The organism is Mesorhizobium sp. WSM4808, assembly GCF_055811675.1.
Map to the genome: position 1 here is coordinate 178,549 of NZ_JBVVQX010000014.1, position 18,009 is coordinate 196,557.

16 protein-coding genes are annotated in these 18,009 nt (G+C 63.6%); 14 read left to right on the forward strand and 2 right to left on the reverse strand.

The window, feature by feature from the left end:
* Positions 1-62 precede the first annotated feature (62 nt).
* The 7 genes from AC0L2U_RS24480 (at position 63) to AC0L2U_RS24510 (ending at position 8,825) form a co-directional block, all read left to right on the forward strand.
* A complete protein-coding gene (locus AC0L2U_RS24480) occupies positions 63-1,055 on the forward strand; it encodes a dipeptidase (protein ID WP_128364698.1) in 993 nt (330 codons plus the stop codon).
* A 313-nt stretch (positions 1,056-1,368) separates the two neighbouring features.
* Positions 1,369-2,928 carry an ABC transporter substrate-binding protein gene (locus tag AC0L2U_RS24485; protein WP_292656425.1) on the forward strand — a complete coding sequence of 520 codons (1,560 nt, stop codon included), beginning with the start codon at positions 1,369-1,371 and terminating at the stop codon, positions 2,926-2,928.
* Between the two features lie 52 nt (positions 2,929-2,980).
* Positions 2,981-3,928 carry an ABC transporter permease gene (locus AC0L2U_RS24490; RefSeq protein ID WP_127268564.1) on the forward strand — a complete coding sequence of 316 codons (948 nt, stop codon included), beginning with the start codon at positions 2,981-2,983 and terminating at the stop codon, positions 3,926-3,928.
* 28 nt (positions 3,929-3,956) lie between these two features.
* A complete protein-coding gene (locus tag AC0L2U_RS24495; protein ID WP_473602767.1) occupies positions 3,957-4,796 on the forward strand; it encodes an ABC transporter permease in 840 nt (279 codons plus the stop codon).
* Entirely contained in the window at positions 4,793-5,776 is a 984-nt protein-coding gene (locus AC0L2U_RS24500; protein WP_473602768.1) for an ABC transporter ATP-binding protein, read from the forward strand. The genes AC0L2U_RS24495 and AC0L2U_RS24500 overlap by 4 nt, the downstream gene beginning before the upstream one ends.
* Complete coding sequence (locus AC0L2U_RS24505; RefSeq protein WP_127811122.1) at positions 5,773-6,750, forward strand: ABC transporter ATP-binding protein; 978 nt, start codon at positions 5,773-5,775, stop codon at positions 6,748-6,750. Before AC0L2U_RS24500 ends, AC0L2U_RS24505 begins: the two co-directional genes overlap by 4 nt.
* A gap of 47 nt (positions 6,751-6,797) precedes the next feature.
* Entirely contained in the window at positions 6,798-8,825 is a 2,028-nt protein-coding gene (locus AC0L2U_RS24510; RefSeq protein WP_292656432.1) for a CocE/NonD family hydrolase, read from the forward strand.
* Positions 8,826-8,845: 20 nt separating this feature from the next.
* On the opposite strand, the gene AC0L2U_RS24515 is transcribed toward AC0L2U_RS24510, so the two are convergent.
* Complete coding sequence (locus tag AC0L2U_RS24515; protein WP_127398856.1) at positions 8,846-9,748, reverse strand: LysR family transcriptional regulator; 903 nt, start codon at positions 9,746-9,748, stop codon at positions 8,846-8,848.
* A gap of 102 nt (positions 9,749-9,850) precedes the next feature.
* Here AC0L2U_RS24515 and AC0L2U_RS24520 point away from each other — a divergent pair, with 102 nt between their 5' ends.
* The 3 genes from AC0L2U_RS24520 (at position 9,851) to AC0L2U_RS24530 (ending at position 12,431) form a co-directional block, all read left to right on the forward strand.
* The gene (locus AC0L2U_RS24520; RefSeq protein WP_292699447.1) at positions 9,851-10,840 is read left to right on the forward strand and encodes a zinc-dependent alcohol dehydrogenase family protein; all 990 of its coding nucleotides are present in this window, start codon (positions 9,851-9,853) and stop codon (positions 10,838-10,840) included.
* A 233-nt stretch (positions 10,841-11,073) separates the two neighbouring features.
* A complete protein-coding gene (locus tag AC0L2U_RS24525; RefSeq protein ID WP_127397117.1) occupies positions 11,074-11,376 on the forward strand; it encodes a TFIIB-type zinc ribbon-containing protein in 303 nt (100 codons plus the stop codon).
* A 68-nt stretch (positions 11,377-11,444) separates the two neighbouring features.
* The gene (locus AC0L2U_RS24530; protein WP_473602769.1) at positions 11,445-12,431 is read left to right on the forward strand and encodes a Tim44 domain-containing protein; all 987 of its coding nucleotides are present in this window, start codon (positions 11,445-11,447) and stop codon (positions 12,429-12,431) included.
* Between the two features lie 41 nt (positions 12,432-12,472).
* On the opposite strand, the gene AC0L2U_RS24535 is transcribed toward AC0L2U_RS24530, so the two are convergent.
* A complete protein-coding gene (locus AC0L2U_RS24535; RefSeq protein ID WP_128288285.1) occupies positions 12,473-13,570 on the reverse strand; it encodes a lactonase family protein in 1,098 nt (365 codons plus the stop codon).
* Positions 13,571-13,769: 199 nt separating this feature from the next.
* Between AC0L2U_RS24535 and AC0L2U_RS24540 the strand changes: the two genes are divergently transcribed.
* The 4 genes from AC0L2U_RS24540 to AC0L2U_RS24555 are packed head-to-tail and all read left to right on the forward strand — an operon-like array spanning position 13,770 to position 17,864.
* Positions 13,770-14,321 (forward strand): MaoC family dehydratase, encoded by a 552-nt coding sequence (locus tag AC0L2U_RS24540; RefSeq protein ID WP_128288284.1) that lies wholly within the window; start codon positions 13,770-13,772, stop codon positions 14,319-14,321.
* Between the two features lie 2 nt (positions 14,322-14,323).
* Complete coding sequence (locus AC0L2U_RS24545) at positions 14,324-15,484, forward strand: CaiB/BaiF CoA transferase family protein (RefSeq protein ID WP_127255131.1); 1,161 nt, start codon at positions 14,324-14,326, stop codon at positions 15,482-15,484.
* Positions 15,481-16,650: an extracellular solute-binding protein gene (locus tag AC0L2U_RS24550; RefSeq protein WP_292631335.1), complete on the forward strand. Its 1,170-nt coding sequence runs from the start codon at positions 15,481-15,483 to the stop codon at positions 16,648-16,650. Before AC0L2U_RS24545 ends, AC0L2U_RS24550 begins: the two co-directional genes overlap by 4 nt.
* A 26-nt stretch (positions 16,651-16,676) precedes the next feature.
* Positions 16,677-17,864: an ABC transporter substrate-binding protein gene (locus AC0L2U_RS24555; protein WP_292138878.1), complete on the forward strand. Its 1,188-nt coding sequence runs from the start codon at positions 16,677-16,679 to the stop codon at positions 17,862-17,864.
* Positions 17,865-18,009: the final 145 nt, after the last annotated feature.

An 18,009-nucleotide genomic window follows, 5' to 3' on the forward strand; every position in this document is an offset into this window, starting at 1 on the left:
CGTCCGGAACGCCGCTTGATCTGGCCTTCCGTTGTTGGTGTTGCCGAGAGAGCGAGGAAAAAGTGAGCGTTTCGACTGCCGCCCAGGCCATTTTCGACAGTGAAATCATATGGGACGCGCATTCCGGCTTCATGCCGGATCCGGCGGCGGACCTGAACAATCTGCAGATCTGGCGCGATGCCGGCATCGACTATCTGTCCATCGATGTCGGCTTCGACCTGTTGCCCTGGGAGCAGACAGTGCGGACCCTCGCGAATTTCCGCCACTGGATCCTTGCCAACCCTGAGCACTACACGCTGGTCTCCTCCGTCGCGGAAATCCGCAAGGCCAAGCTCGAGGGCAAACTGGCGATCACCTTCGACATCGAGGGCATGAACGCGCTCGACGGCCGCGTCGAGATGGTGGAATTTTATCACCATCTGGGCGTCCGCCAGATCCTGTTTGCCTACAACAGGAACAACCTCGCCGGCGGCGGTTGCCACGATGTCGAGACCAGCCTGACGGCGTTCGGCCGCGAGGTCATCGACGAGATGAACCGTCTCGGCATGTTCGTCGACGTCACCCACACCGGCTATCGCACTTCGATGGAGGTGATGGAATATTCCAACCGGCCGGTGATCTTCTCGCACTCCAACGCCAAGGCCTTGTGCGGCCATGGCCGCAACATCACCGACGAGCAGATAAAGGCCTGCGCGCGCACCGGCGGCATCGTCGCGATTGTCGGGCTCAATCGTTTCCTGGGAGAAGGGCGGACGGACTCGGACAGGCTGGCTGACCACATTGAATATCTCGTCGATCTGGCTGGCCCAAATCATGTCGGCATCGGGCTGGACTACGCCTTCCCCGTCGACGTCAAAGGCATCGACCGTATCATTTCCGACAATCCGCAATTCTGGCCCAAGAGCGAATATCCGGAAGGGGCGACGACCTACGCGGCTCCCGGCCAGATGCGCGAACTGACCGATGTGCTTCTGCGCCGCGGCCAGTCCGAGCAGACCGTGCGCAACGTCCTGGGCGGCAATTTCGTGCGCCTGGCGGCCGAAATCTGGAAGTGAAGGTAGCGGAGAGCGCGTCTCCGCTCCAGCTCTTGATCCAGGCCCCACCGAATGGCGGGCCAGGCCGCACCGTGTGCGCGATCACATTTCGCGCTTAGCCGCTTGCCTATGCCGACGCAGCGGCGGGGTCGGATCGGATATCAAGATTTCCCGCAAGATCGTCCGTATCCAAGATTAGGACATGCCGGCAAAATTTTCGCTAGACATAGATGTCTATTATTAGCAGTTTTAGCGGACCGGTACATTCGGCCCGGCTTGGAGAATGGCCCGCGGCCTGAAAAACAAGACAACGAAAACAGCAGAGGGGTAGAGCATGTCCATTCTAGCCGACACCAGGGTTTCGCGCCGCAGCTTGCTCGCCGGAGCCGGCGCTTTCGGCCTCGCCTCAATGGTCAATCCAAAAGTTTCCTGGTCGAGCGACGGGCCGATCCTCAAGGTGCGATCCTACGCCGACATCCAGACGCTCGACCCTTGCTTCCGGCTGGCGGCGCCTGAAGGCGACATCACCAGCGTCATCTTCGCCGGCCTCGTCGTCACCACGCCGGGCGATAGCTGGGGCTGGCGGCCGATGGCGGCGGAAACGATCAAGCAGCTCGATCCGCTGACCGTCTCCTTCCAGCTGCGCGACAATATCGGCTTCACCGATGGCTACGGCCAGATGACGGCGGAAGACGTCAAGTTTTCGATCGAACGCATCGCCGACCCCGCCAACAAGAGCCCCTATTCCGGCGACTGGGCAACGCTCAAGGAGGTCGAGGTCAAGGACAAGCTGTCGGGGCTGATCCACCTGAAGCAGGCCTTCGCGCCGCTGTGGACGTCGACCTTGCCGACGCCGTCCGGCACCATCCTGTCGAAGCGCGCCATCACCGAGCTCGGTGGCAAGATGGGCGTCAAGCCGGTGGCCCAGTCGGGCCCCTACATCCTGAAGGAATGGCTGCCCAAGCAGCGCACGGTGCTGGTGCGCAATCCCGACTGGAAGTACGAGCAGGGCGCCTTCGCGGAAATCCACATCCATCCGATCGAGGATGAGAAGACCGCCGAACTTGGATATGAGGCCGGCGACCTCGACTACACCTGGACCGCGGTCTCCTCGATCTCGCGGCTGAAGCAGACGCCGCCGCCAAAAACGACCGTGGTGGAGAAGCCGTCGCTGGCCTTTGTCTGGCTTGGCATGAACCAGGATGTCGCCCCTTTCGACAATCCGAACATGCGCCGCGCGGTTCAGTACGCGGTGGATCGCAAGGCGGTGGTCGACGCTGCCTATTTCGGCGCCGCCGCCACGGCCACCGGCATCATCGCGCCCGGCCTGCCTGGGCACCGCGAGAAGAACCTGTTCGATTTCGATCCGGACCGCGCCCGCGACATGATCGCCAAGGAGGGGCTGGCCGGCACCACGATCACGCTCGACATCCTCAACAAGACCGAGCGGCTGACCGCGGCGCAGGTCGTGCAGTCGAACCTGCAGGATGTCGGTCTCACTGTGGAGATCAAGCAGAACGACAGCGGCACCTTCTGGACGCTTGGCGCCAAGGAAGGCGACTACTACAAGAAGCTGCAGATGATCATCAGCCGCTTCTCCATGCAGCCGGACCCGAGCTGGGCGACCGCATGGTTCACGCGCGACCAGATCGGCGTCTGGAACTGGGAGCGTTTTTCCAGCGAGGAATTCGACAAGCTCAACGCTGAAGGCATGGTCGAACTCGATCCTGCAAAACGCGATGTCATCTACAAGAAGCTGCAGGACCTGATGGAGGAGAACGGCAATTACGTTTTCCTGACGCATGAGGTCACCGGCATCATGAATCGAGACACGCTTGTGGCCGGCCTGAAGCCGAACGGCGAACCCGTGTTCACCGACTTCAAACCGGCATGATATCGGCGGGCGGGGCTCGCCCCGGCCAAAGACCATCCGGCAGGTACCGAAAATGATCCGCTACGCCCTCAAGCGTCTGTGGCTTGGCGCCATCATCATCAGCGTCGCCATGATGATGATGTTCGCCATGGTCTACCTCATTCCCGGAGACCCGGCCTCCGTCGCGCTGGGGCCACGCGCGACGCCGGAGATGAAGGAGGCGCTGCGCGAGCGTATGGGCTTGGATCAACCTGTCTGGCGGCAATTCGTGAACTTCTACGGCTCTGCCTTGCATGGCGATCTCGGCACCGAGGTTCTGTCGAACCGGCCGGTCCTGGACGTGGTGATGGAGCAGCTTCCGTTCACACTGGCGCTGGTGGTCGGCGGCATCACGTGGTCGGTGGCGCTGGGCATCCCGCTTGGCTGCATCGCGGCGGTGCGGCGCGGCGGCTTTGTCGATCAGGTGATCGGGGTGCTGTCGGTGGCGATGATCGCCGTGCCATCCTTCGTCGTCGCCATCTATTCGCTGCTGGTGTTTGCGGTCGCCCTGCAATGGCTTCCGGCGATCGGCGCCGGCGAACCGGGCGACCTCGCCAGCCGGCTCCAGCACCTCATCCTGCCGTCTCTGGCGGTCGGCCTTGGCTGGATCGGCTACATCTCGCGCATGGTGCGCGCCTCGATGCTGGAGACACTGGAAGCCAGCCATATCCGCACGGCGCGCGCCTTCGGCCTGACCGAGCACCGGATCGTCTACACCTACGCGCTGCGTATCGCCGTGCTGCCGACGATCACCTTGCTCGGCGTCGGCATCGGCCACATGCTGTCGTCTTCCGTTTTCGCCGAAATCGTCTTCGCCCGCCCCGGCATCGGCAAGCTGGTCTATGAGGCGATCTCGGTGCGCAACTACCCCATCGTCTCCGGAGCCGTGCTGGTCACCACGGTCTTCTTCGTCCTCGTCAACGTAGCGGCCGACATTCTGGTCGGCCTATTGGATCCCCGTGTCAGATCAAGTTTCAACTGAGCTGCCATCCCGCAGCTTCCGTCTCGGCATGATATGGCGCACCGTGCGCCGCATCATGCGCGAGCCGCTGGGCGCCATCGGCCTGACGCTGGTGACGGTCGTGATGCTGTCAGCGGTCTTCGCCAGCCTCCTGACCAGCTATGCGCCGAGCAAGATATCGCCGGCCGAACGCTTCGCTTCGCCGAGCCTGCTGCATCTGCTCGGCACCGACCATCTCGGCCGCGATCTTCTCACCCGGGTGCTCTATGGCGGGCGCGTCGCGCTTATGATCGCGCTGGGCGCGACAGCGGTGTCGCTGGTTGTCGGCGTCGTGCTGGGGCTGATCGCAGGCTATGGGCCGCGCTGGCTCGACAATGTGCTGCTGCTGATCTTCGACGCGGTGAAGAGCTTTCCCACCGTTATGCTGGCGCTGACGCTGGTCACCCTGTTCGGCCCCTCGCTCTACGCGGTGGTGCTGGTGGTGATGCTGGTCAATGTGCCGGGCTATGCCCGCATCATCAGAACCCAGACGCTGGTGCTCAAATCAGCCGAACATGTCATGGCGGCGCGCTCGATGGGCGCCAGTGCGGGCCGCATCCTGCGCGTCCATATCTTGCCCAACATCATCGGCCCGATCCTGATCTTGATATCGATGGACATTCCCGTGGTGGTGGCGATCGAGGCCGGCATGAGCTTCCTCGGGCTCGGCGTGCGGCCGCCGACGCCGAGCTGGGGCGCGATCCTCAATGACGGCTTCGCTAACATTCGCGATTCCTACTGGATCGTGATTGCCGGCGGCCTGCCGATCGTGCTGACGACACTCGGTTTCACCTTCTTCGGCGAGACGCTGCGCGACCTCTTCGATCCCCGGCTGAAGGGGCGCTCATGACGGTTCTCGAGGTCAAGAATCTGAGCGTCGCCTTCCACACCGAGAGTGGGCCACTGGAGGCGCTGAAGCAGGTGAGCTTTTCCGTGCCGGCCAACCGCAGCGTCGGCGTGGTCGGCGAATCCGGCTGCGGGAAATCGACGCTCATCAACGCCATTCTCGGCCTGCTCGCCGACAATGGTGAAATCACATCGGGCGAGATCATCTTCGAGGGCGACAAGGACCTTGCCCGGCTCGACCCGACCGCGATGCGCGGCCTGCGCGGGCAAAGGATCGCCACCGTGTTCCAGGATCCGATGGGTGCGCTCAACCCGGTGCTTTCGGTGGGGCGGCAGATGCGCGACATCCAGTATCGCTCCGGTCTGTCGAAGCGGGACAAGGATCCGCGTTCGGTCGCCATGCTGCGCAAGGTGCGGATTCCCGATCCGGAAAGCCGGCTGACACAGTTTCCGCACGAGTTCTCCGGCGGCATGAAGCAGCGCATCGCCATCGCCATGGCGCTGATGATGGAACCGGCGCTGCTGATCGCCGACGAGCCGACAACTGCGCTCGATGCCACGCTGGAGGTGGCCACCATCGAACTGCTCAAGGATCTGCAGCGCGACATCGGCTGCTCGGTGCTGTTCATCTCGCATCATCTGGGCGTGATTGCCGAACTCTGCGACGAGATGATCGTGATGTATGCCGGTGAGGTGGTGGAGAGCGGCACGACTCGCGAGATCTTCCACGATGCGCGCCATCCCTACACGCAGAAGCTTTTGGCCTGTGATCCCGCGCGGCTGTCGCAGCGGGTTGCCCGCCTGCCGACCATCGCCGGGACCTTGCCGGATCTGCGCCGCCGACCAAGCGGCTGCGTCTTCCAGCCGCGCTGCGATCGCGCCGACGCCCAATGCCTGACGACGCCTCCCAGCGCAATCCTCGGTGGGTCTCACATCGCCCACTGCTGGCATGCGGACATTCCCTTGGGAGCGATGAACGCATGAGCTCCGACGACCTGCTCCGCGTCAGCGATTTGCGAGTCTCGTTCCGGGTTGGCGGCCTGTCCGCCAGGCTCGCCGGGCGAGCCACCGAGATCGAAGCGGTGTCCGGTGTCAGCTTCACTCTTCAACGAGGCAGCACCTTCGCGCTGGTCGGCGAATCCGGCTCGGGCAAGACGACGCTGGCGCGCACCCTCAACGGTCTTCAGCCGGTGAAAGCGGGCACGATCCTGTTTGAAGGGCAGGAACTGCAAGGCCTGTCCAACACCGCCATGAAACCGGTGCGGCGGCGCATGCCGATGATGTTCCAGGATCCGGTCGGGTCGCTGTCACCACGGCTCAGCGTGCGCTCGCTGCTGTCGGAGCCTTTCGTCATCCACGGACTATCGGATCGCGATCTCAACGCCGAAGTCACACGGCTTCTTGCGCTGGTCGGACTGCCGCGCGATTTCGCCGACCGCTACCCGCACCAGCTTTCCGGCGGCCAGGCACGCCGCGTCGGTGTGGCGCGGGCGATCGCGCTGGACCCCGTGCTGGTCGTCGCCGACGAACCGACCGCCGGCCTCGACGTCTCGGTGCAGGGAGAGGTGCTGAACCTGCTCAACGATCTGCGCGACCGCATGGGCCTGTCGATGCTGATCATCACCCACAATCTGCATGTCGTGCGCCAGATCGCCGACCGCATGGCGGTGATGTATCTCGGACGCTTCGTCGAGCAGGGTGAAACCGAAGCGATCTTCCGCGCGCCGCATCATCCCTATACGGCGGCACTTCTGTCCGCCAATCCGGAGCCCGATCCCGACAGGGTGCATCAGCGCATCACGCTGCCGGCTGACGTTCCGTCCCTGCTGGCGCGCCCTTCAGGCTGCGAATTTCACACACGCTGTCCGCAGGCCCAGGGCCGTTGCGCGGTCGATGTCCCCGTCCCGGTCACGGTCGGAAACAGCCGCCTGACCTGCCATTTCCCGCTGAACACATAGGACCGCCACCGGCGCAAGTGTCGGCCGGGGCGTTGAGAGGAGCCGCCATGCAAGATATCCGCGTCGTCACCGATTTCCCGCGAAAAATCCGCGAGATCGAGAATCTTTGGATTCCGATGCCCGACGGCGTCAAGCTGGCGGCTAGAATCTGGCTGCCGGAAGACGCCGAGGCCGATCCGGTGCCGGCGATCCTCGAATATCTGCCCTATCGCAAGCGTGACGGAACGGTGGAGCGCGATGCGCTGACGCATCCCTATTTCGCCGGTCACGGCTATGCCGGCGTGCGGGTCGACATGCGCGGCTCGGGCGACAGCGAGGGGCTATGCAAGGGCGAATACCTGGAGCAGGAACAGGATGACTGCCTGGCGGTCATCGAATGGCTGGCCCGGCAGCCTTGGTGTTCGGGAAGCGTCGGCATGATCGGCATCTCCTGGGGCGGCTTCAACGGGCTGCAGGTCGCGGCCCGCCGGCCGCCGGCGCTGAAAGCCGTCGTCTCGCTGTGCTCGACCGACGACCGCTACAACGACGACGTGCATTATCTCGGCGGCGCGATGATGTGCGACAATCTGATGTGGGGCACCACCGCTTGGGCCATCGCCATGACCCCGCCGGATCCGCTGATCGTCGGCGACCGCTGGCGCGATCTTTGGGAGCAGCGGCTGAACGGCAACGGCATCTGGATGCAGGACTGGTTCGAACACCAGCGCCGCGATGATTTCTACAAGCACGGCTCGATCTGCGAGGACTATTCCGATGTCGAAATCCCGGTCTATGCCGTCGGCGGCTGGGCCGACGGCTATCCCAATCCGATCTTCCGGATGCTGGAAAAGCTGAGCGGTCCTCGCAAGGGCCTGATCGGACCCTGGGGCCACAAATATCCGCACTTCGCCATGCCCGGCCCGCGTATCGGCTTCCTGCAGGAGTGCCTGCGCTGGTGGGATCAATATCTCAAGGGCATCGACACCGGCATTGCCGACGAGCCGATGCTGCGCGCCTGGATCCAGGATCCCGCACGGCCGGCGGCGATCTATGACGAGCGGCCCGGCCGCTGGGTGGCGGAACCGGCGTGGCCGGGACCCGGCGTCGGCGAAAAGGTGCTGAACCTTGCGCCGCATGTGCTGAGCGAAGCCAAGGGCGCAAACGCGATCCTGGAGGTTTCATCGCCACAGACGGCCGGCCTGTCGTCCGGCGCCTGGTGCGGCTATGGCGTGATGCCGACCTTGCCGGTCGACCAGCGCATGGAAGAAGGCAATGCCCTGATCTTCGAGACGGCGCCGTTGACCGATGCGGTCGAGATCCTTGGCTTCCCCGAATTCGAGGTCAAGCTCTCCTCCGACAAGCCCGTCGCCCTTCTGTCCGCCACGCTGTCGCAGGTATTTCCTGAAGGTGCCGCCTCGCGTATCAGCTACGGTATTCTCAATCTGAGCCATCGCAACGATGATCTGGACATCGCACCCATGGTGCCGGGCCAGGCGGAGACCGTCCGCGTCAAGCTGCGCTGCTGCGGGCAGCGTTTCGAGGTCGGCGAGCGTATCCGGCTGGCGCTTGCGACATCGCATTGGCCGATTGTCTTCCCGACCGCTGAGCAGGCGACGCTGTCGATCCATTGCGGCGACAGCCGGCTGATCCTGCCAGTGCGCCCACCGCAGAAGCTGGACGACACGCTGGGGGCTTTCTTGGGCGCGGAAAGCGCCGCGCCGATGGAGCAGGAGGTGCTGGCCAAGGGCGGCGGCTTCCAGCGCTCGGTGTCGACGGACCAGGTCACCGGCGAGACCGTCTATCAGGTCGTCAATGATGGCGGCACGGTGCGGCATCCACATACGCAGATGACCGTTGCGGCGAGGCATGTCGACCGGTTCACCATCCACCCCGACGATCCGAACTCGGCGGTCGGCACCTGCACATGGGACAAGTCCTATGGGCGCGGCGACTGGCAGGTGCGGCTTTCAGTGAAGGCGACGGTAAGGGCGCTGCGAAAGGTCTGGCGGATCGAGACCCACATCACCGCCCATGATGGTGATGAGCTGATCGTCGACCGCAACGAGGTCAAGGAGTATCCGCGCGATCTCAACTGAGAGCGACTGCGACGCTGCGGTTAGGCCATCGACTTCGGCAAGGCGGCGGCCAGCGCATCGACGGCCAACCGCACCTTCAGCGGCAGATGCGGCGTCTGCAGCCAAAGCGCATGGCAGTCGTAGAGATATCGAGGCTGGTCCGGCAACAGTGCGACCAGCGCGCCGGCTTCAATGCGCTCGCGCACCAGCCACCAGGGCAACCAGGCAAGGCCCATGCCGTCGGCAGCCGCGTCAGCGATGGCATCGAGATCGTCGAGCCGCAGCCGGCCGGTCGGTATGATCTCCTGCACCGGTTGCCCCTCTCGCGCAAATAGCCAAGGCTGAATGATCTGGCCGAGCCGGCGGTAGACAATTGCCTGATGGTCGGCGAGATCCTCGATCTGTCGCGGTTCGCCATGAATTCTAAGATAGGAAGGTGCGGCGCAGACGACCATGTCCTGGCGCGCGACGCGGCGTGCGATCACCCCCGCCTTGTCGCCCAGAGCACCGGTCCGAATGGCGAGATCGTAGCCATCCTCGGCAAGATCGGCGAAGCGATCGCTGAGAGATAGATCGAGTTCCAGCATCGGATATTGCCGGGCGAGTTTCAGCAGCACGGGCGTCACGCAGTGGCGACCGAAATGCGCCGGCATGGTGACGCGCAGTTTTCCGCGTGGCTCCGAAAACTGGTCGGCGGCGAGCGCATCTGCGGCGTCGGCCTCGGCCAGCACCACCCGACAGCGTTCATAGTAAGCGCGGCCGAAATCGGTCAGGCTCTGCCGGCGTGTGGTCCGGTTGAGCAGGCGAACGCCAAGCCGTTCTTCGAGAGACCGGACATGCTTGCCAACCATCGGTCCCGAGACGTCCAGGGCGACCGCTGCTGCCGCGAACGAGCCGAGATCGACGGCCTTGACGAACACAGCCATGCTTTCGAGCCGATCCATATTCGGAACTCCTGGTTTCTACTGTTCTTCTCGTGCAGCCATTTATCCCCGGGCAGCCTAGCTGCATAGCTCATTCGGTCCAGTTGATTTGGAGTATCCCGAATGACACGTGTGGTTCGCTTTCACCAGCATGGCGGCCCTGAGGTTCTGCGCATCGAGGATGCCGAGCTTCCCCCACCGGGCCCGTGCGAAGTTCAAATCCGCGTCAAGGCGCTCGGCCTCAACCGCGCCGACGCGCTGCTGCGCGCGGGTTCCTATATCGAGACGCCGAAGCTGCCCTCGGGGCTTGGTCTCGAAGCGGCGGGTGTCATCGAGGCTATAGGCGACGGCGTGAAGGAATTCGCGCCGGGCGACGGCGTCAGTGTCATCCCGCCGCAATCGATGATCCGCTGGCCGGCCTATGGCGAGCTTGCCACTTATCCCGCGGAACTTATCGTCAAGCACCCGCCGTCGCTCGACTGGCAAACGGCAGCGGCGGTCTGGATGCAATACCTCACCGCCTATGGCGCGCTGATCGATATCGCCGGGCTGCACAGCGGAGACCACGTGGTGATCACCGCGGCGTCGAGCAGTGTCGGGCTTGCCGCGATCCAGATCGCCAACAGTGTGGGCGCGACGACGATTGCGGTGACGCGAACATCGGCGAAGATGCGGGCGCTGCTCGACGCCGGTGCGGCCGAAGTCGTGGCCTCGACGGAGGAAGATCTGGCGGCGCGGTTGAACCAGATCGCCGGGCCGCGAGGCGTGCGCGTCGTGTTCGATGCGGTCGGCGGCCCGAGCTTCGAGCCGCTGACGGCGGCCATGTCGCATAGCGGCATCCTCATCGAATATGGCGGACTGAGCCACGCGCCGACACCGTTTCCGCTATTCGCCGTGCTGGCCAAGACACTGACGCTGCGCGGCTACCTCGTCCACGAGATCACCGGCAACCCGGCGAAACTGGAGGCCGCCAAGGCTTTCATCCTCGCAGGACTCGAGACCGGGACTCTAAAGCCGATCATCGATAGGACCTTCGCGTTCGACCAAATCGTCGAGGCACATCGCCACCTGGAGTCGAACGAGCAGTTCGGCAAGATCGTGGTGACGATCTGAAATCGTGGTGACGATTTGAAATCGTGGTCACGGTCTGAGCGAGATGGCGAACAAATCACTCTTGCGGGCAATATCGCCCCTTGAAGGCGCGGCGCTGCATTCCTAATTGTCCCCTGCGGGCCGGGCCCCTCTGACTGTCGCTTTTGGCGACTGTGATGTCGGACCGCTGTAACGGGCCCGTTTTCATCCTTTTCGGTCGAGCGGGTTCCTTCTTTTTTGGTTTGGAGCGCCGTATGACATCTACTTCTCTCCTTGGCATGACTTGCCCCTCCTGCCGCGTTGCGCTCGTGATGAGCGAACGCCAGGGTATCGAAATCGACTATTGTCCGCAGTGCCGCGGCGTCTGGCTTGATCGGGGAGAACTCGACAAGATCATCGAGCGTTCCGGCAGGGAAGCGGCGCCGGCGCCGCAGCCACAGCCGGCAGCATTCTCCCAGCCGCAACACGGCCAGGGCCGCGACGACGATTATTCCCGCTCCCACGGCCACCGCTATCCAAAGCGGAAGAAATCATTTTTCGAAGAGTTGTTCGATTGACCGCATGACGCCGGCACCCGGCGACGGCTGAAAATTTCCGAAACCGCAGAGACAAAGGTTCATCTCCGATGACTTCCCGTACAAGCCGATTTGCAGCCCTCTTTGCAGGACTGTTCCTGGCGTTTTCGATGGTCGCGATAGACCATGCCGAGGCGCGCCGCGGCGGCAGTTTCGGCAGTCGTGGCATGCGCACGTTCCAATCGGCACCGCCGACTAGGACCGCACCGGCCCCGACCGCTCCGGTCGAGCGTTCGATGACGCCCAACACCGGTGTGAACAACGCGGCCCGGCAGCCGCAGGCCGGCCCGCAGAGGCCCGGCTTCATGAGCGGTTTTGGTGGAACGATGATGCGGGGCCTGCTGCTCGGCGGCCTGATCGGTCTGCTCGTCGGCCAAGGCTTCGGCGGCCTGGCCGGCATGTTCGGTTTCCTGCTTCAGGCCCTGCTCATCGGTGGCGCGATAATGCTGGCTATCCGCTTCTTCCGCTCGCAATCGGCGCGTGGTCCTGCGCCAGCGCTCGCCGGTGCCGGCCATGCCCAGGCTTCGAGATTTGAGAACCGCGCAACGGCAGGGCAGCAGACTGCAGGCTCCTTCACAATTCCCGGCTTTGGCGGTGGTTCGGGCGGAAGCTCTCCGGCCATCGGTTCTGATGAGATCACGCTGGCTCAGACCGACCTCGACGCATTCCAGCAGCTGTTGACCGATGTCCCGGAAGCATTCGGGCGCGAAGACCATGCCGCTTTGCGCCGGGCTGTTACCCCCGAAATGGTATCCTATCTGTCGGAAGAGCTGGCCGACAATGCCCAGAAAGGTCTCAGGAACGAGGTAACGGACATCACGTTGCTGCAGGCCGACGTCGCTGAAAGCTGGCGTGAGGATGACCGCGACTACGCCACGGCCGCATTGCGCTACGAGTCTCGTGACGTCACGCGCGAACGGGCCAGCGGCAAGGTCGTCGCGGGCGACGATGATCATCCGACAGAGACGACCGAGCTGTGGACATTCGTGCGTGAGAATGGCTCGAACTGGAAGCTCTCGGCAATACAACAGGCTTGAGCCCAGGGCGATTTTGTCCAAGGCTTCACAGTTGTCGGCGTTCAGCGCACGATCTTGACGCACATCGGCGTGCCGATCTCGATGGCGCGCCCGGTGTCGCTGAGTATGCCGGTCTCGGCGTCGCGAGCGAAGATCGAGATGCGGTCGGCGTTCTGGTTGGCGGAAAACAGATGGCCGCCTGACGGCGTCAGCGCCAGATTGCGCGGCGTCGCGCCACCACAAGAGATATAGCCGACGAGGCTCAGCGAACCCGTCTGCTGGTCGACCGCCATGATGACGACGCTGTCATGGCCACGGTTGGAGCCGTAGACAAAACGGCCATCCGGCGAGATCTGGATGTCGGCGCAATGGTTGCTGTCGCGCGCCTCGGCCGGCACCGCGGGCTTCGCGTCGATGAGCGTGAGCTTGCCCGAGGCTTCGTCCAGCGCCATCGCCACGATGGTCGAATCCAGCTCGTTCATAACGAAGACGAAACGTCCGTTTGGATGCAGCGCAAGATGGCGCGGACCGGCGCCCGCCGGCAAAGCGGATTCCGCAAGCTTGGTCAGGTTGCCATCGTGCTCGATCCGGTAGGACACCAGTTGGTCGATGCCGAGATCGGCGACGATGGCTGTCCCGCCGGCAATGGTTTCGGTAATGCTGTGGGCGTGCGAGCGTTCCTGTCGTGCCGCATTCGGGCCGCTGCCGGAATGCGAGACGCTGGCCAGCGGGGCCGACAAGGCACCACTCTCCTCTAAGCAATAGACCGCCACCGCGCGGTCCGGGCCGCCTTCCCCCATGCCGTAATTGGCGACCAGCAGCTTCGTCCCGTCGCGGGTGATGGTGTTGTGCGCGGTGATGCTGCCCAGCGACGGCTGCTTGTTCAGATAGGTGAGCGCGCCCAAGGCACGATCGAAGCTGTAGGCGGAGACAGTTCCCTCGCGCCAGGTGAAGACTTCCGAATTGGCGTAGACGTGTGAACCGTCCGGCGTCACCGAGAAGAAGGTTGGATTGTCGACGTCATCGGCTTCAGCCAGTTTTCGGGTTTCCAGCGTTTCCTCGTCAAAGCTGTAGACGCCGAGACCGACGCCCCGAGCGCCCTGAAAATACGGCGCCTCCCGGTTCAGGCTGCCGACAAAGACCAGACAATCCTTGCGCATGATTTTCCTCCCTGCCCGCCTGCGCTTCAGCGCGCGGGAGCAGCCAAAATTTCGCCTGTTCACGCTTGCAACGCAACCCCATATGTGAAAATACTATTTACAAAAGAAGATTGACGGGAGGAGACGTCTTGCACTCAGGCGCCTTGATGCGTGTTCAAATGGTTGCGCGGTCCCTTCGGCAGGACTGGCGGATTCGGTCATGAACGATTTCGCATCCACCGTCGGTGTCGCCTCGACGTATCCCAAGAACATGCCGGCGGATCATGCCGCGCTGCCGGTATGGAACGCCGAAAACTGGTTCTATGAGGATTGGCCGGTCGGGCAGAAGATCCGCTCGTTGCGACGGACCATGGCCGAAGGCGACAGCCATTTGTTCAACACGCTGGTGCTCGACATCCACCCCTATGTGCAGGACCAGATGTTTGCCGAGAGCGAAGGCATTTTCGGCAAGCGGCTGATCGCCGGCGCCTTCGTCTTCTCGGCTGGCCTGGGACTGGTCGCCACCAACTGCGTCAACGCCTTTTCCTATGGCTACGACAAGCTCCGCTTCATAAAACCCGTCTTCATTGGCGACACGATCTATTCGATCCGCTCCAATCTCGACAAGAAGCCCCGCTACCAGGAGATGGGGCTGATCCGCGCCAGCTACGAGGTGTTCAAGGGCGAAGGCGAGCTGGTTCTCTATTGCGAGCATCTGCAGACGGTGAAGTACCGCAACCCGGCCGACTTCGTCGGCAAGACGGAGAAATAACGATGCCGGCAGCAGCCGAATTGCCGCTCGCCGGTCTCGTCGTCGTCGACATGAGCCAGTTCCTGTCCGGGCCTTATTGCTCGCTGAGGCTGCTCGATCTCGGCGCGCGCGTCATCAAGATCGAGCGCCCGGATGGCGGCGACCTGTCGCGCCGGCTCTATCTCAGCGACACCGAGATCGGCGGCGATTCCACCATCTTCCATGCCATCAACCGGGCCAAGGAAAGTCTTGCCATCGACCTCAAGAACGAGGCCGACCTCGAGGCGCTGCGCGGCCTTCTGGCCAAGGCCGACGTGCTGATCCAGAATTTCCGGCCGGGCGTCATCGAACGGCTCGGCTTGGACTATGAGGCGGTCCGCAAGATCAATCCACGCCTGGTCTATGCCTCGATCAGCGGCTATGGCGAGGACGGCCCGTGGGTCAAACGCCCGGGCCAGGATCTCCTGGCGCAGGCGCGTTCCGGCGTGATGTGGTTGAACGGCGACGAGGACCAGGGGCCGGTGCCATTCGGCCTCGCCATCGGCGACATGCTGGCCGGTGCGGCCTGTGCGCAGGGCATTCTGGCCGCACTGGTGCGGCGCGGTATCACCGGTCAGGGCAGCCACATCGAAACCAGCCTGCTGGAAGCGCTTGTCGATTTCCAGTTCGAGGTGCTGACCACGCATCTCAATGACGGCCGCCGGCTGCCCAGGCGCTCCAGTTTCCGCAGTGCGCATGCCTATCTGTCGGCGCCTTACGGTGTCTATCCGGCCAAGGACGGCTATCTCGCCATCGCCATGACGCCGATCCCCAAGCTGGCCGATCTCCTGTCGCTCAGCGAACTCGCACCCTATCGCGACAAGCCGGCATCCTGGTTCACCGCGCGCGACGACATCAAGGCGATCATCGCGCAGCGGATCGCGACCAAGACCATCGATGAGTGGCTTGATATCCTCGAGCCGGCCGACATCTGGTGCGCCAAAGTGCTGACCTGGCCGGAGATGCTGGCGAGCGAAGGGTTCCAGTCCCTCGACATGCTGCAGACTGTGACGCGCGAGGACGATGTGTCGATCCTCACCACCAGTTCGCCGCTCCGGGTCGATGGCATAAGGGCCAAGGTCGATCGGGCGGCGCCCCGCATCGGCGAGCACAGTGCCGCCATCCGCGCGGAGTTCGGCCTGTGAGCGTGCCCATCCTCAAGGGCATGACCTGGAGCCATCCGCGTGGCTACGATCCGATGGTCGCCTGCTCGTCGCTATGGCAGCAGAAGACCGGCGTCGTGATCGAATGGGACAAGCGCTCGCTTCAGGACTTCGAATCCTTTCCGGTCGAGGAACTGGCGCGCGCCTATGATCTCATCGTCATCGACCATCCGCATGTCGGCCAGATCACGGCCGAAGGCTGCCTGGAGCCGCTGGATGTCGCCGGACGCGAGGCGGAACGCACGGCCCTTGCCTCGGGCAGCGTCGGCCAGTCCTATCCGAGCTACAACTGGCAAGGACGGCAATGGGCTTTCCCGATCGATGCGGCAAGCCAAGTCCAGGCATGGCGGCCGGATGCGATCAGTGCGCCACCGGCGCGCTGGAGCGAGGTGCTCGATCTCGCCCGTCAAGACCGCGTGCTGCTGCCGTTGCGGCCGCCTCACGTGTTGATGGTTTTCTACACGCTTGCCGGCAATCTCGGGCATGCCTGCACGACCGATTCATCCGACGATCTGATCGATGTGGAGATCGGTAGCCAAGTCTTCGAGGCAATGCGCGAGATCACAGCGCTGGTCGATCCCGCGTGTTTCGAGATGGACCCGATTGCCGTCTCCGAACGTATGGCGGAGGCCAGTTCCAGGTTCGTCTGCGCGCCACTGATCTATGGCTACGTGTCCTATGCGACGGATGGCTTTCGGGCGAACCGGCTGGCCTTTGCCGATGTTCCGGTCATCCGTTCCGGCGGCCCGGTCGGTTCGGCGCTTGGCGGCACCGGCATAGCGGTTTCAGCCTTTTCCAAAGCCAGGGATGCCGCGATCGACTTCGCCTATTGGGTCGCGAGCGGCGATGTCCAGCGCGGCCCCTATGCCGCCGCCGGGGGCCAGCCCGGCCATGCAGCGGCCTGGGAAGATCAAGCCGTCAATGAAGCAACCGGCGACTTCTATCGGGATACGCGCGCGACGCTGGAGGGCGCATGGGTGCGGCCGCGCCATGACGGCTACATGGCGTTCCAGCAGGCGGCTTCCGAACGCATCCTTTCCGGCATGACCTCCCGGCATCAAGCCCGACAGGTCGTTGCCGATCTCAATCGCCTGTTTCGGGAGAGTTCCCCGGCGCAGGTGTCCGGCGCTGCCGGTGGAGGAGCCTGAACCAAACCGAACGGAGGAGAACAAGAATGACAGGAATGATCCGCGGCCTGCTGGCCGCAACGGCGCTTGCCTCGCTTGCAACGACCGCCTTTGCACAGGATGTGCAAGGCGTCATCGGTGGACTGCCGACCGAACTCAAGGCGCAGTATGACGGCGCGCCCCAGAAAGTGCTGCCCTCGGCCTGGGACAATTTCACCGCGCCGCCGAAGCCGTGGAAATGGTGCCACTCGGAATCATACCAGGGCAATCCGTGGCGGGTCACGGTGACCAAGGAACTGAAGCGTCTTGTCGACGGGCTGATTGCCGACGGAATGGTGTCCAGCTTCGAAGTGTCCGATTCCAACAACGATGCCAGCCAGCAGATCAACCAGATCCGCGCCTTCATCGACAAGAAGTGCTCGATCATCACCTCGATCCCGGGTTCGGCGACGGCGCTTGACGACGCCATCGACGCTGCCGCCAAGGCCGGCATTCCGTTCATCACCGCGGCCGGCTCGGTGACCAGCCCGAACGCGATCAATGTCGATTCCAACTATGCGCGCTGGGGCTATGACATGATGGCGGCGATCGGCAAGGCGCAGCCGGACGGCGCCAGCATCCTTCTGGTCGAAGGCATCGCGGGACACCCGATCGTCGTGCAGGAGCGCCAGGGCGCGGACAAGGCGCTGGCCGAAAATCCGAAGCTGAAGATCTCGCGCAACGTCAACGGCAACTGGACGGCCAACGTCACCAAGACCGTGGTGCTGCAGGCGATCGCCACCAACCCGGCGCCGATCGATACGGTGTGGACGACAGGCAGCGAAAGCCGCGTCGTTGCCGAAGCCTTCGCCGAAGCCGGCCGGCCGGCGCCATTGATCACCGGCTCGATCACCGGCGATGCGCTGGGCTACTGGAAGGCCAACCCCGACAAGTACCGCTTCGAAGGCCATGCGGTGCTGCCGCACTGGACCGCGCAAACGCTGTTCCGCGTCGGCGAGCGCATGCTCGACGGACAGAAGCCGAAGCTGAACACGCTGCTGATCCCGATCCCGCCTGTCCACACCGCCGATCTCGGTGCCTGGTACAAGGACTGCATGACGACGGATGCCGTGTCGATCTTCCCGATCCCGCCGAAGGATCCGATGCCGGAGGAATGGCTCGACGCCTATTTCTCGAACCCGGCGCCGACCAAGGGCTGGGATTATTCGAAGGTCCCCGACGCCTGCGCAAAATAACGCTGCGCGAACTAGCCTCTCAGCAGGGCCGGGGCGTTTGGGGGGGCGGCCGGGCCGCCAAGGAATTTGTCAAAAGGGTTTAATAAAAAAAAAATTCAAACCGGATTGGGGGTACCTACGGCGCCCGGGCGCCTAGGAGGGGGTG

What these genes read in the sequence shown, in the direction of transcription:
- AC0L2U_RS24520 (WP_292699447.1), top strand. Translation starts at nt 9,851, where the DNA reads ATGACACGTGTGGTTCGCTTTCACCAGCATGGCGGCCCTGAGGTTCTG.
- AC0L2U_RS24545 (WP_127255131.1), top strand. Translation starts at nt 14,324, where the DNA reads ATGCCGGCAGCAGCCGAATTGCCGCTCGCCGGTCTCGTCGTCGTCGAC.
- AC0L2U_RS24515 (WP_127398856.1), bottom strand. Translation starts at nt 9,748, where the DNA reads ATGGATCGGCTCGAAAGCATGGCTGTGTTCGTCAAGGCCGTCGATCTC.
- AC0L2U_RS24530 (WP_473602769.1), top strand. Translation starts at nt 11,445, where the DNA reads ATGACTTCCCGTACAAGCCGATTTGCAGCCCTCTTTGCAGGACTGTTC.
- AC0L2U_RS24500 (WP_473602768.1), top strand. Translation starts at nt 4,793, where the DNA reads ATGACGGTTCTCGAGGTCAAGAATCTGAGCGTCGCCTTCCACACCGAG.
- AC0L2U_RS24510 (WP_292656432.1), top strand. Translation starts at nt 6,798, where the DNA reads ATGCAAGATATCCGCGTCGTCACCGATTTCCCGCGAAAAATCCGCGAG.
- AC0L2U_RS24540 (WP_128288284.1), top strand. Translation starts at nt 13,770, where the DNA reads ATGAACGATTTCGCATCCACCGTCGGTGTCGCCTCGACGTATCCCAAG.
- AC0L2U_RS24505 (WP_127811122.1), top strand. Translation starts at nt 5,773, where the DNA reads ATGAGCTCCGACGACCTGCTCCGCGTCAGCGATTTGCGAGTCTCGTTC.
- AC0L2U_RS24525 (WP_127397117.1), top strand. Translation starts at nt 11,074, where the DNA reads ATGACATCTACTTCTCTCCTTGGCATGACTTGCCCCTCCTGCCGCGTT.
- AC0L2U_RS24485 (WP_292656425.1), top strand. Translation starts at nt 1,369, where the DNA reads ATGTCCATTCTAGCCGACACCAGGGTTTCGCGCCGCAGCTTGCTCGCC.
- AC0L2U_RS24535 (WP_128288285.1), bottom strand. Translation starts at nt 13,570, where the DNA reads ATGCGCAAGGATTGTCTGGTCTTTGTCGGCAGCCTGAACCGGGAGGCG.
- AC0L2U_RS24495 (WP_473602767.1), top strand. Translation starts at nt 3,957, where the DNA reads ATGATATGGCGCACCGTGCGCCGCATCATGCGCGAGCCGCTGGGCGCC.
- AC0L2U_RS24490 (WP_127268564.1), top strand. Translation starts at nt 2,981, where the DNA reads ATGATCCGCTACGCCCTCAAGCGTCTGTGGCTTGGCGCCATCATCATC.
- AC0L2U_RS24555 (WP_292138878.1), top strand. Translation starts at nt 16,677, where the DNA reads ATGACAGGAATGATCCGCGGCCTGCTGGCCGCAACGGCGCTTGCCTCG.